This window comes from Rhizobium sp. AN73 (assembly GCF_030757975.1).
GTDB lineage: Bacteria > Pseudomonadota > Alphaproteobacteria > Rhizobiales > Rhizobiaceae > Agrobacterium > Agrobacterium arsenijevicii.
In genome coordinates, this window is sequence record NZ_JARWME010000001.1 from 1,856,878 (window position 1) to 1,870,299 (window position 13,422).

Sequence of the window (13,422 nt, forward strand, 5' to 3'; positions counted from 1 at the left end):
GGGCTTTCTGGTTGCAAAGGGTGTGGTGATTGGCCTTGCCAAGCGGCCGATAAACGGCATCTTGTGCGCAACGTGCCGGTTTCAAGGAACATATCATGGCTCACAAGGGCAAAAACATCGCGCAGCTTTCCATTCTCATCCAGAGCGGCCATCTCGATCCGCGCGCGCTGGCGGAAGAGACGCTCGATGCAATCGGTAAGGACGACGATCAGGCAATTTTTGTCGGTCTGACGGCGGCGCGGGCCATGACGGACGCGGAAAGTGCCGCAAAACGTATTCGCGAGGGCCGCTCCTGTGGCGTGCTCGATGGTATTCCGGTGGCCTGGAAAGACCTTTTCGATCTCGAGGGCATGGCGACCACCGCCGGTTCGACGGTACTTTCGAACGATGCTCCTGCTTCCCGCGATGCGGATGTGGTAAGCGCGCTGAAGCAGGCCGGAATGGTCTGCGTCGGCCGCACCAATATGAGTGAGTTCGCCTTTTCGGGGCTCGGCATCAACTCGCATTATGGTACGCCGCGCAACCCCGCCTCCACGAATGGCCACCGCCTGCCGGGAGGCTCTTCATCGGGTGCGGGCGTGGCCGTGGCGGCCGGTCTGGTGCCGGTGGCGATTGGTACGGATACTGGCGGATCGGTGCGCATTCCCGCCGCCTTTAATGGTGTGGTGGGTTACAAGGCAAGCCGTGGCCGTTATTCGATGCGCGGCGTTTATCCGCTGGCGAAAAGTCTCGATTCGCTCGGGCCGCTCACCCGCACCGTGCAGGACGCCGTGTGGGTGGATGCGGCCATGCGCGGCAAGGCGGTCGCGGATCTGGCGCGGGCGCCTTTGTCCGGCCTGTCGCTCGTCGTGCCGGAAACGGTGTTTTTCGATGGTATCGAGGAGGGTGTCGCAGCAGCTTTCGAGCAGGCGGTGGAACGGCTTGTTCGCGCCGGCGCTTCGGTGCGGCGGCAGGCATTTCCGGTCTTTTCGCAACTGTTCGATCTTATCAAGGAAAAGGGTGCGTTGGTGACGGCGGAAGCCTTTGCCCTGCACAAAGCGCGGCTGGAAGGTGCGGATGCCGCACGCATGGACCCGCGTGTGGTTGCGCGAGCGAAGCTCGGCGCGAATATCTCCATGCCGGATTACATCGCCATTATCGAGGCGCGCGAACGCATGACGGCAGCTTTTTCCGGCATGATCGGCAAGAACGAGCTGCTCGTGTCGCCGACATTGCCGCATGTCGCGGCCAAAGTCGCGCCGCTTGTCGAGAATGACGAGGCGTTCTTCGCCATGAATGCGAAAACCCTGCGCAACACCCAGATCGGCAATTTTTTCGATCTCTGCGGCGTTTCCATCCCTTGTGGAACGGGTGAGGCGGGAATGCCGGTTGGCCTGCTGCTTTCCGGCCTGCACGGCACGGACGACCACGTTCTGGGCGTGGCGATGGCTGCGGAAGAGATCGTGCGGGGTTGAGCGATCATCCCCTCGGGTCGTCGGTAACGTAAAAACCCATCCTCCGTCATCCTCGGGCCTGTCCCGAGGATCTGCTGTCGATTGATTTTTGATGCGTGGTTAGATCCTCGGCACAAGGCCGAGGATGACGTCGTCGCGTGGGTACAGGACGGGGCCGAAATCCTACTGTCGCGGGCAGCCGCTCCCGATAGGCCTCAGCGCGCCGCCCAGTTGGCGCCGCGGCGGAACATGGTCTTCATCTGCGGCACGGAAAACTCTTTGGCCTGATGGCCGAGTGCCGAATAGAAGACGCGGCCCTTGCCGTATTTGCGTTTCCACACCACCGGCATCACCACGCCGTCGATCCACCAGGCATGGTCGCCAGTGAATTTCGTCGTCGCCAGCACTTCGTTGGAAGGGTCGACATGCATGTAATATTGTTCCGATGTGTAGGGGAAATCGGAAATTCCCTCCATCAACGGGTCGTCGGGGCGGGTGATGTTGACGTGGTAATCGATGATATTGCCGGGATGGGCGACCCATTGGCCGCCGATCATGAACTGGTATTCGACGCAGTCACGGAAGCTGTCGCCCGCTCCACCGTGAAAACCGGCAATGCCGACACCGTTTTCCACGGCGGCCGTCAGGTTCTTGATCTCTTCTTTCTCGATCTTCGACATGGTGACGATCGGCACGACAAGGCTCAGATCATGCACGGAAGGATCGGCGAAAGCCTCCGTGCTGTGCTCGACATAGACCTTGAAACCGTCCTCTTCCAGAATGTCCTTGACGATGGTGGCGCATTCCTGCGGCTCGTGGCCGCTCCAGCCGCCCCAAACGATGAGTGCTTCGCGCATTTATTTCCTCCTCGGGATTATTTGCCGAGCTGGCCGTCGACCAGCGAAGTTTCAAGGGGAGCAGGGCGCTCCACCTCGGTGGTGATGGAAACGGTCGTGCCGCTGTCCGATGCCGTCTGGAAGGCTTCCATCACTTCCAGCACATGCAGGGCAAGGTCGCCATTGGCGCGGTGCGGGCGGTTTTCGCGGATGGCATAGGCCATGTCGGCGACGCCGATGGAACGGTAATTGCCGTCAGCATAGGGCGAAGAGAGTGCCTGCGGCTCGAATTGGCCACCCTTTTTCAGCAATTGCACCTCGCCGCCGAAATAATTGGGATCGGGCACGATCAGTGTGCCTTCGGTGCCGTAGATTTCCAGCGGCACATGTTTGTGTCCCGCCACATCGAAGCTCATGCCCACCTGCACCACCGCGCCGTTCTTGAATGCCAGTACGCCGGAAACATGGGTCGCGACATGGACGGGGATTTTTTCGCCGTTCTTCGGCTCGCTGGTGATGAGGCGTTCGTTGCGCGGTGCAAAGGCAAAGCCCGCCACCTTGGCGACCGGGCCGAACAGGTTGACGAGATCGGTGATGTAATAGGGACCCATATCCAGCATCGGACCACCGCCGACCTCGTAATAGAAGGCCGGGTTGGGATGCCAGCGCTCATGGCCGGGGCACATGAAGGTCGCCGTTCCGCCGACGGGCTGGCCCAGCACGCCCTCGTCGATCAAGCGGCGTGCGGTCTGGTGCCCGCCACCGAGGAAGGTGTCCGGGGCCGAACCGATGCGCAGGCCCTTGGCTTTTGCCGCATCCGCAAGGCGTTTGCCTTCCGCGAAATTGATGCCGAGCGGTTTTTCCGAATAGGCGTGTTTGCCGGCGTCCAGCGCCCGCAGCCCCACTTCCACATGTGCCTTGGGGATCGTCAGGTTGACGATGATTTCCACGGAAGGATCGGACAGCAATGCGTCGATACTTTTTGCCTGAAGGCCAAATTCGTCCGCCCGTGCCTTCGCGGCCTCCTCGTTCATATCCGCCAGTCCGCGAATGTCGAGAATGGGAAACGACGCCATGGCCTTGAGATAGGCGCTGGAGATGTTGCCGCAGCCGATGATGCCGATACCGACCTTGTTCATGTGATTTCCTCCCGTAAATCAGAAATGCCGAAGCCCGCTCTATATCCTGTCGGCTAGAGCGCTGGCCCGGTTGTGTTCCATGGCGATTCGTAAAGCTCGTAAAGTGCGACGGCCGCAGCTCCCTGCGCCCATAATTCGTCGCTCGCAACGTCGAAAACCAGCTCGGCGACGCCGGCCAGCGATGGCGGCACCGCGGCGTTGTAGCTGTTGCGAATGCTGGTGATGAAAGGCTCGCCGAGTTCGAGGCTGGAGCCGGTGATGATGACCCGTGGCGGCGCAAACAAGGTGACGATATTGGCAAGCGTCAGGCCAAGTGCCGCCCCGGCGCGCAAGGCCGCCGTGATCAGGTCGCTATCTTCCGCCGCAATCAGCGCATGGGCATGCTGCATGCCGCGACCGAGCCGGATCGCCTCGGCAAAACGCCCGTCTACCGGGCGAGAGCCGAGAATGGCATTTTCACCCGCCTGGCTCGCCAGTCGCACAGTGCCCTCGCTGGCAAGGCCGATGACAAGGTCGCCGAGATTGTGGCTGAGGCCGCCGGCGCCGCGAAACAGCTGATTCTGGTGCAGCACGCCAAGCCCGAGTGTCTGCTCGAGCGAGATCAGCACCATGTCTTCCAGATCGCGCGCATGGCCGAACCAGTGATGGGCAAGCGTAATGGCGTGGGCGTCGCTTTCGATGATGGTCGGAGAATTCAGCCGCGCCGTCATTTCCTCGGCGAAATCGACGTTCACTTCGCGCAGAATAGGGCTGCTACGGATCCTGCCGGTGCGGTGTTCGATGACACCCGGCAGGCCGAGACAGACCATGTCCACATCCTCAAGCGAAAGCCCGGCATCGACAACGCATCGCCGCACCCCATCCTCCACTAGATCGGCAATGACGCCTATCGGCTGGCGGTCGACGCGGATCGGCAGGGCGAGGGTGGACAGCACGTTGCCGCAGAAATCTGTGACGACGAAAACCATGCGGCTTGCCGCGATCTTAGCGCCCACCACGCGGGCCGCATCCGGGTTCAGTTCCAGCATCACCCGTGGCCTGCCGCGTGCGCCCTCGGTGCGGATATCTCCGAGGTGACGGGTCAAAATCAGCCCGTCATCAAGCAGCGATGCGGTGATCGCCGAGACGGTAGTGGTGGAAAGCTGCGTTCTTTCGCTGATTTCCACCCGGGAGATCGGTCCATGGCGGCGGATGCTGTCCAGCACGCTTAGCCTGTTGATCGCGCGCATCAGTTCTGGGTCTGCGGTCTTCATGGTGTCCTGCTGCGATCGATGCTGGTTCTAAAGCTGATTTATGTCGGATTGCGGATTAAATAACGGTGTAGGGGAGGGGTGTGTCAAGCCGTTCGCGCAAAAAATCGGCAACCTGCCTTGACATTGAGCGAGGCCTAATGTGAATTAATCCGCATTGGGGAATAAATGAGGAAATCCCCGAGGGAGGATCACGATCATGACGATTAGGCACGCAGGCGCAAGCCTGAGCGGCAGGCTGATTAGCTTTGCCACGACGACAAGCATTGCTCTCATGCTCGGCGCCGCAAGCGCCTCGGCCGCAACGGTCGTTAAATGGATGCATGTGGAGTTGGACCCGAAATCCGTGGCTGTCTGGGAGGAGATTGCCAAGGAATACGAGACCAAACATCCGGGTGTCGATATTCAACTGCAGTTTCTCGAAAACGAGGCGTTCAAGGCAAAATTGCCTACCCTGCTGCAATCCAACGACGTTCCCGATTTCTTTTATAGCTGGGGTGGCGGTGTTCTTGAAGAACAGTCCAAAACCGGTGCGCTGAAGGACCTGACGGAAGTTTTCGACGCCGATGGCGGCAAGCTGCGCCAAGCCTATAGTGCGGCCGCAATCGATGGTCTGTCGTTTGACGGCAAGGTCTGGGCCGTGCCTTACCGCGTCAGCCTCGTCAGCTTCTTCTATAACAAAGAGCTTTTTGCCAAGGCCGGCGTGAAGGCCGAAGACATCAAGACCTGGGACGATCTCGGCGCCACGGTCAAGAAAATCAAGGAAGCTGGCATCGTTCCGATCGCCGGTGGCGGCGGTGAAAAATGGCCGATCCATTTCTACTGGAGCTATCTCGTCATGCGCAACGGCGGCCAAGCCGTGTTCGATGCAGCCCGCAAGGGCGAGGGCGAAGGTTTCATGGATCCTTCCATCATCAAGGCGGGCGAACAGCTGGCCGAATTCGGCAAGCTTGAACCCTTCCAGCCCGGTTATCTCGGCTCCACCTGGCCGCAGGCGCTTGGCGTCTTCGGTGACGGCAAGTCGGCGATGATCCTTGGCTTCGACAATACCGAAGCGAACCAGCGCAAGAATGCTGGTGACGGCAAGGGGCTGGCGCCTGAAAACATTGGCCGCTTTGCGTTTCCGGTCGTTGAAGGCGGTGCCGGCAAGGCTACCGATACGCTGGGCGGATTGAACGGCTGGGCGTTGACGAAAAATGCCTCCAAGGAAGCGATCGATTTCGCAGCCTTCCTGACCAGCAAGGAAAGCGAAGAGAAGTTGGCCGCTGCCGGCATGATCCTGCCGGTTGCGACCGGTGCTGCCGGTGCCGTCAAGAACCCGCTGCTGGCGGATTCGGCCAAGCAGCTTGCCGCCTCCACCTGGCACCAGAACTTCTTCGACCAGACTTTGGGCGCCGCCGTTGGCCGCGTCGTCAACGATGTCTCCGTCGAGATCGTTTCCGGCCAGATGAGCGCGGAAGAGGGCGCCAAGCAAATTCAGGACGCTTTCGAGCTTCGCTGAGTTTCGGTTCCATGACGGCGCCGCGCGAAAGACGCGGCGCCGCAGTATCTGCCTGAATGAAAGCGGATAGAGATGACGGATATTTCCATGACTTCTGCGTCCATACCGGCGCGCGGCGCATCTAAGACGAAGCGCAAGCAAAGCTCGGTCGCGCATGACCGGGCGCTGACACTTCTGGTGTTTCTGCCGCCCGCACTTTTGCTTTTCACCCTGTTCGTCATCCTGCCCATGGGCGAGGCGGCATGGTACAGCCTTTACCGCTGGAACGGTTACGGCACGCCGACGGATTTTGTCGGCCTGAAGAATTTTCAGATCCTGTTCGGCAATGCCGCCTTTTCGCAGGCATTGATGAATAACGGCATCATCATTCTGATTTCCGTATTGATCCAAATTCCGCTGGCGATCTGGCTCGCCATGATGCTGGCCCACCGAATTCCGGGCGTCGTCGCCTTCCGGCTGGTCTTTTTCCTGCCCTATGTTCTGGCGGATGTCGCGGCCGGCCTGATCTGGCGTTTCGTTTATGATGGCGATTATGGCCTGTTCGCCGCCATCTCCAATTTCTTCGGTTTCGCCAATCCTTACGTTCTTGCCGACAAGGATGTGGCGATCTACGCCGTGCTCGGTGTCATCGTCTGGAAATATTTCGGTTTCCATATGATGCTGTTCATCGCCGGTCTTCAATCCGTCGACAAGAACGTGTTGGAAGCGGCGGAAATCGACGGTGCCTCCGGCTGGCAGAAATTCCGATACGTCACCTTGCCGATGCTCGGCTCCACCGTGCGCCTGTCCGTCTTCTTTGCGGTGATCGGCTCGCTGCAGCTTTTCGACATGATCATGCCGCTCACCGGCGGTGGCCCGTCCAACTCCACGCAAACCATGGTCACCTTCCTCTACACCTACGGCGTCATGCGCATGCAGGTGGGGCTTGGCAGTGCAGTCGGCGTCGTTCTCTTCATCATCTGCGTGACGCTCGCCTTCGGTTACAAAAGGATTTTCATGCGCCATGACTGATACGTCCACTTCCGTCCGCATGCCCCTGCAAACGAAGCTGTATCTTTACGTTTCGCTCAGTATCATCGCGGCCATCGTGCTCATCCCGCTGCTCACCACGGCGCTCGGCGGCTTCAAGACGCTGGGGGACCTGCGCGTCAACCCGTTCGGCGTGCCGGCCGAATGGCAATGGGCCAATTACGGCGATATTCTCTTCGGCAAGCGCTACTGGCTGCAGATCTTCAATTCGCTTGTCATCGCGCTGTTGACGGTGTTCCTGACGCTCACCGTCTCGGCCATGGCCGCCTTCACCTTCGCGCATGTGAAGTTCTTCGGCTCGTCCTTCCTGCTCAATTATTTCCTGCTCGGGCTGATGTTTCCGGCTGCCACCGCCATCCTGCCGTTGTTCATCCGCATCCGCGATCTCGGCCTGCTGGATACCTATTGGGGCGTGGTGCTGCCGCAGGTGGCTTTCGGGCTCGGCATGAGCATTCTTCTGTTCCGCAATTATTTCCGCAATCTGCCGGAGGAACTGTTTCAGGCCGCCTTCGTGGATGGATGCGGTTATCTGCGCTTCTTCTGGCACATTTCCATGCCGCTTTCGCGACCCATCGTCGCCACGGTTGGCATCGTGTCCTTCGTCGGCAGCTGGAACAGCTACATCCTGCCGCTCATCATGCTGAACTCGGAATCGAAATATCCCTGGCCGCTCGGCATCATGGTCTATCGCGGTGAATTCGGCACGGAATGGCAGCTCGTGCTCGCCTTCATCACGCTGACGATCCTGCCGACCGTCATCGTTTTCTTCCTCGCACAAAAACACATCATCGCGGGCCTGACGGCCGGTGCCGTCAAATCGTGACTTGAAAGGAGCAAAATATGGCTTCCGTCGAACTTAGGGATATCCGCAAGTCCTACGCCGCGCTTGATGTCATTCACGGCATCTCGCTTGATATAACCGATGGCGAATTCATCGCGCTGGTCGGGCCTTCGGGCTGCGGCAAGTCCACGCTCTTGCGCATGATCGCCGGGCTGGAGGAAATCACCGATGGCGACATCCTCATCGGCGGCTCGGTCGTCAATGACATGACGCCGCGCGAGCGCAACATCGCCATGGTCTTCCAGTCCTATGCGCTTTATCCGCATATGACGGTGGCGGAAAACATGGGCTTCAACCTGAAGCTTGCGGGTCAGCCGAAAAACGTCATCGAACAGCGCGTGGCGGAAGCCGCCCGCATGCTCGATCTCGGCAAGCTTCTGGATCGCAAGCCCTCGCAGCTTTCCGGCGGCCAGCGCCAGCGCGTTGCCATGGGACGCGCCGTGGTGCGCAACCCGGCGGTCTTCCTGTTCGATGAACCGCTCTCCAACCTCGATGCCAAGCTCCGCGTGCAGATGCGCAGTGAGATCAAGGCTTTGCACCAGAAGGTCGGCACGACTTCCATCTACGTTACCCACGACCAGATTGAAGCGATGACGCTGGCAGACCGGGTGGTGGTGCTCAATCACGGACGTATCGAACAGCAGGGCACGCCGCTCGAACTCTATAAGACACCGGCCAATCTCTTCGTTGCCGCCTTTATCGGCTCGCCGGCCATGAACCTGATCGAAGGCGTGGTCGATGGCGAGGGCGATCAGCCCGCCGCGCGTCTGAAGGACGGAACCGCGATCCGCATTTCAGCCTCCAGAAAGGTCAAGCGCGGCCAGCCGGTAACGATTGGCTTGAGACCGGAACATATCGGTTCAACCATCGGCGGCGATGTTTCGCTCTCCGGCAGGACTGTGCTGGTGGAGCCGACGGGCGCGCAGACACATGTGGTCTTTGAACTGGCGGGCGATCAGGTGACGGCGGTGGTGGATGGCGAGCAGCCGGTCAGGGTCAACACCCCCTTTGCCGCCACCGTGCATCACGAGCGCGTACATGTGTTCGACAGGGCAAGCGGGCTGGCGCTTTAATCGCCTTTCGCTCTTTAAGTAAAATAACGAAATTCTCTCGCCCTTCGACTTTTGGGGCTGTTTGAAAATTACGAGCGGTTAGCTTTGACGCATTGGCAGCCAAAGCGGTTTTATCGCTCAACTGTATCGATACAGGAGGAGATTTTTATGAAGACGATCAAGGGGCCGGGTCTTTTTCTCGGTCAGTTTGCCGGTGATGCAGCGCCTTTCAATACATGGGACGGTATTACCAAATGGGCGGCGGAAAAGGGTTATGCCGGCGTGCAGGTTCCCACCTGGGCCGGGCAGCTGATCGATCTGAAAAAAGCCGCTGAATCCAAGGATTATTGCGACGAATTCGCGGGTGTCGCGCGCCAGAACGGCGTCGAAGTGACCGAGCTTTCCACCCATTTGCAGGGCCAGCTGGTTGCCGTTCACCCGGCCTATGACGAAGCTTTCGACGGCTTTGCGGCGCCGGAAGTGCGCGGTAACCCCAAAGCGCGCCAGCAATGGGCGGTGGAGCAGGTGAAGCTGGCGTTGAAAGCCTCGAGAAACCTCGGCATCAACGCACATGCGACCTTTTCGGGCGCTCTTGCCTGGCCCTTCATCTATCCTTGGCCGCAGCGCCCGGCCGGTCTGGTGGAAACCGCCTTTGACGAGCTGGCGAAACGCTGGACGCCGATCCTCGATTATGCCGATGAGCAGGGCGTCGACGTCTGCTACGAAATCCATCCGGGCGAAGATCTGCATGACGGCGTCACCTTCGAGATGTTCCTGGAGCGGGTAAAGAACCATCCGCGCGCCAACATGCTCTACGACCCGTCGCATTACGTGCTGCAATGCCTCGATTATCTCGACAATATCGACATCTACAAAGACCGCATCAAGATGTTCCACGTCAAGGATGCCGAATTCAACCCGACCGGACGACAGGGCGTCTATGGCGGTTATCAGGGCTGGGTCAACCGCGCGGGCCGCTTCCGTTCGCTGGGCGACGGGCAGGTGGATTTCGGTGCGGTCTTCTCGAAAATGGCGGCCAATGATTTCGATGGCTGGGCCGTGGTCGAGTGGGAATGCGCGCTGAAACATCCCGAAGACGGTGCCCGCGAAGGGGCCGAGTTCGTCAAACACCACATCATCCGCGTCACGGAAAAGGCCTTCGACGATTTCGCATCTGGTGGCACGGACGATGCGGCCAACCGTCGTATGCTTGGGCTTTGAAAGCATTTCCAGGAAAAGTGTGAAGCGGTTTTCACTCAGGAAATGCGCTAAGAAAATGCCGAGGAGACATTATGGCTATTGAAGGAAAAACAACCGACAAGGCGAACACGCGGATTCGCCTGGGCATGGTCGGCGGCGGTTCGGGTGCATTTATCGGCGGCGTTCACCGCATGGCCGCACGGCTCGACAACCGCTTCGATCTCGTGGCCGGGGCTTTGTCCTCGACACCGGAAAAATCCCTGGCATCCGGCCGTGAGCTTGGGCTTGATCCCGAGCGTTGCTATGGCTCGTTCGAGGAAATGGCGGAAAAGGAAGCGCTGCGCGAGGACGGCATCGAGGCGGTAGCGATCGTCACCCCCAACCATGTGCATTATCCGGCAGCGAAGGCGTTTCTGGAGCGCGGCATCCATGTCATCTGCGACAAGCCGCTGACCTCCAATCTGGAGGACGCCAAAAAGCTGAAGGACGTGGCGGACAAGGCCGATGCGCTGTTCATCCTCACCCATAACTATACCGGTTATCCGATGGTGCGGCATGCGCGCGAACTGGTGGAAACCGGTGCGCTCGGCAATATCCGTCTGGTGCAGATGGAATATCCGCAGGACTGGTTGACGGAAGCGGTGGAGCAGACCGGCGCGAAGCAGGCTGTCTGGCGTACCGACCCGGCGCAATCCGGCGTTGGCGGCTCGACCGGCGATATCGGCACCCATGCCTATAATCTCGGCTGCTTCATTTCCGGTCTGGAAGCGGATGAGCTGGCGGCGGATGTGCATACCTTCGTGGAAGGTCGCCGTCTTGACGACAATGCGCATGTGATGCTGCGCTTCAAGGCCAAGGATGGCAAGCAGGCGGCCAAGGGGCTACTCTGGTGCAGCCAGGTTGCCGTCGGTCATGAAAACGGGTTGAAAATCCGCGTTTATGGCGACAAGGCCGGCATTGAGTGGACGCAGGCGGATCCGAACTATCTCTGGTTCACGAAACTCGGCGAGCCGAAGCAGCTCATCACTCGCGGCGGTGCCGGGGCAGGGGCTGCGGCCGCACGCGTCACCCGCATTCCGTCGGGCCATCCGGAAGGTTATCTCGAAGCTTTCGCGACCATCTATACCGAGGCCGCACATGCCATCGAAGCCCGCCGCACCGGCTCGGCGCTGGACAAGGCGGTCATCTATCCGACAGTGGATGACGGCGTCAAAGGTGTGGCCTTTGTTACGGCCTGCATCGAATCCGGCAAGAAGAACGGCGGCTGGGTAAAGCTGTAACAGAGCAGGGGCGTGAACCGTCCCAAGCTGCTGACAACCCATCCTCGCATTCCACGTCATCCTCGGGGCAAGCCCGAGGATGACGGAGGAGGGCTCGTCTTGCCTATATCATTGGGAAAACATAAATCCTGAGCGCATGCAGCTTGTCGTCTTCGCCATCGCTCGGCCCAAGCTTAGGACACCTTGATCAGAGAGCTTGGTCGGACACCACCACGACGTGATCAATTGATGAATGTCGACTGCGGCCGCGCTCGTTCTGTTATGGGGCAACCGTCCTGAAGCTTGGTCCAGGACGAGACGTTGAGCTTCATCTCGCAACGCGCGAGATAGGAGCCGCCATCGACCTTCAGGCAGGATGTCTGGCCGAGTTGGAACATGACACCGCGATTTCGGCATTTGCAATTGTGGGCATCCGCCAAAGTGGGGATCAGGACCAGTGCCAGAGCAATTACGAGCACTCCAAGACGCATGGCTGAGGCTCCAAAAGATAGGCCATCAGACTACACCCGTCTGACGGTATAGTCAAAACGGCCTCCCTCAATGATGCGCACGGGACGGCCATAGCCGGCTTGAACTCTCCCGGTTTTAGCCGATCAAAATCGCCCGGATATCATTCACATTCGTCAGGGTCGGACCCGTCACGACAAGGTCTCCGGCTGCCCTGAATGCGGTATAGCTGTCGTGCCCCACAAGCGACTGGCGCGGATCGACACCGGCGTCGCGCATGCGGGCAATCGTATCCGGTGTCACCAGAGCACCGGCTGCATCCTCCACGCCGTCTATGCCGTCGCTGTCGCCGGCAATCGCCCAGATGCCTGCCGCGCCCTTCAGCGTCAGCGCGAGGCTCAGCAGGAATTCAGTATTACGCCCGCCTTTGCCGGCCGCACCCTTGCCAATCGTGACAGTGGTTTCACCGCCGGAAAGCAGCACGGCCGGGCCTTTGACCGGCAGGCCCTTGCGGCTGGCGGAAAGGGCGATACCCGCCATGACAGCGCCGACATCCTTTGACTCGCCTTCAAGGGAATCCCCAAGGATGAGTGGCGTAAGGCCAAGCTTCACCGCCTCGTCCGCTGCCGCCTGCAGGGCGAGCGAGGGGGCTGCGATCATCCTGACATCCTCGTCGATATCGCCTGCCTTCGGAGTTTCCTCACCCTTTTCCAGCACCTTGCGCACGTTCTCAGGAAGATCGAGCCCGTAACGGGAGACGATTTCCCTCACGCTGTCGATGTCGCTCGGATCGGCAACCGTCGGGCCGGAGGCGATTTCGGAGGGATCGTCGCCCGGTACATCGGAGATCAACAACGACACCACCTTGGCCGGCTTGGCAGCCAGCGCCAGCCGTCCGCCCTTGATGCGGGAGAGGTGCTTGCGCACGGCGTTCATTTCGGAAATCGTCGCACCGCTGGCAAGAAGCGCACGGTTGACGGCCATCTTGTCCGCAAGCGTCATGTTTTCGGCGGGCGCGACCATCAGCGCCGAACCGCCGCCGGAAATCAGCGCGATCACCATGTCGTCGGCGGTCAACCCTTCAACAGCGGCAAGAATGCGTCTAGCCGCTTCCGCGCTCATGTCGTCAGGTACGGGATGGGATGCTTCGATGATCTCGATGCGTCCGGCCGGAACAGCATGGCCATAACGGGTCACCACGACACCGGAGAGATCGACATCCGCCCAGGCCTTATCGAGCGCAGCGGCCATGGCAGCCGAGGCCTTGCCGGCGCCAACCACCACGCATCTGCCCTTCGGCGGGGATGGGAGATAATGTTTCAGCACCTTTGCGGGATCGGCGCTCGATACGGCGGCCATGAAAATCCGGTTGAGGGCATCCTTGGCGCGCCGGTCGTTCCATTCCGTCATGGCG

General features: G+C 60.0%; 12 protein-coding genes. 7 read left to right on the forward strand and 5 right to left on the reverse strand.

The genetic code is table 11. From position 1 onward, the window contains the following. Positions 1-95: 95 nt before the first annotated feature. A complete protein-coding gene (locus tag RBH10_RS08290) occupies positions 96-1,454 on the forward strand; it encodes an amidase (protein ID WP_281037462.1) in 1,359 nt (452 codons plus the stop codon). Between the two features lie 194 nt (positions 1,455-1,648). Here RBH10_RS08290 and RBH10_RS08295 read toward each other — a convergent pair whose 3' ends face one another. From RBH10_RS08295 to RBH10_RS08305, 3 genes are read right to left on the reverse strand one after another with little or no spacing between them, the layout of a single operon-like run. Continuing rightward, on the reverse strand, positions 1,649-2,290 hold the full coding sequence (locus RBH10_RS08295) for a ThuA domain-containing protein (protein ID WP_003510737.1): 642 nt from the start codon (positions 2,288-2,290) through the stop codon (positions 1,649-1,651). 17 nt (positions 2,291-2,307) lie between these two features. Next, entirely contained in the window at positions 2,308-3,408 is a 1,101-nt protein-coding gene (locus RBH10_RS08300; RefSeq protein ID WP_281037461.1) for a Gfo/Idh/MocA family protein, read from the reverse strand. A gap of 53 nt (positions 3,409-3,461) precedes the next feature. Continuing rightward, positions 3,462-4,661 (reverse strand): ROK family transcriptional regulator, encoded by a 1,200-nt coding sequence (locus tag RBH10_RS08305; RefSeq protein WP_281037460.1) that lies wholly within the window; start codon positions 4,659-4,661, stop codon positions 3,462-3,464. Positions 4,662-4,857: 196 nt separating this feature from the next. Between RBH10_RS08305 and RBH10_RS08310 the strand changes: the two genes are divergently transcribed. The 6 genes from RBH10_RS08310 (at position 4,858) to RBH10_RS08335 (ending at position 11,561) form a co-directional block, all read left to right on the forward strand. Next, on the forward strand, positions 4,858-6,159 hold the full coding sequence (locus tag RBH10_RS08310) for an extracellular solute-binding protein (RefSeq protein WP_045020672.1): 1,302 nt from the start codon (positions 4,858-4,860) through the stop codon (positions 6,157-6,159). 72 nt (positions 6,160-6,231) lie between these two features. After that, complete coding sequence (locus RBH10_RS08315; RefSeq protein WP_045020670.1) at positions 6,232-7,170, forward strand: carbohydrate ABC transporter permease; 939 nt, start codon at positions 6,232-6,234, stop codon at positions 7,168-7,170. After that, the gene (locus tag RBH10_RS08320) at positions 7,163-8,011 is read left to right on the forward strand and encodes a carbohydrate ABC transporter permease (protein WP_045020668.1); all 849 of its coding nucleotides are present in this window, start codon (positions 7,163-7,165) and stop codon (positions 8,009-8,011) included. Before RBH10_RS08315 ends, RBH10_RS08320 begins: the two co-directional genes overlap by 8 nt. Before the next feature lie 17 nt (positions 8,012-8,028). Then, entirely contained in the window at positions 8,029-9,102 is a 1,074-nt protein-coding gene (locus RBH10_RS08325) for an ABC transporter ATP-binding protein (protein ID WP_281037459.1), read from the forward strand. A gap of 147 nt (positions 9,103-9,249) precedes the next feature. After that, entirely contained in the window at positions 9,250-10,302 is a 1,053-nt protein-coding gene (locus RBH10_RS08330) for a sugar phosphate isomerase/epimerase (protein WP_281037458.1), read from the forward strand. Positions 10,303-10,373: 71 nt separating this feature from the next. Continuing rightward, positions 10,374-11,561 (forward strand): Gfo/Idh/MocA family protein, encoded by a 1,188-nt coding sequence (locus tag RBH10_RS08335; protein ID WP_281037457.1) that lies wholly within the window; start codon positions 10,374-10,376, stop codon positions 11,559-11,561. Positions 11,562-11,782: 221 nt separating this feature from the next. Here RBH10_RS08335 and RBH10_RS08340 read toward each other — a convergent pair whose 3' ends face one another. Together RBH10_RS08340 and RBH10_RS08345 are read right to left on the reverse strand one after the other, a co-directional pair. Then, the gene (locus RBH10_RS08340) at positions 11,783-12,031 is read right to left on the reverse strand and encodes a hypothetical protein (RefSeq protein ID WP_281037456.1); all 249 of its coding nucleotides are present in this window, start codon (positions 12,029-12,031) and stop codon (positions 11,783-11,785) included. Positions 12,032-12,146: 115 nt separating this feature from the next. Beyond that, entirely contained in the window at positions 12,147-13,418 is a 1,272-nt protein-coding gene (locus RBH10_RS08345; RefSeq protein ID WP_281037455.1) for a glycerate kinase, read from the reverse strand. Between the last annotated feature and the right edge of the window lie 4 nt (positions 13,419-13,422).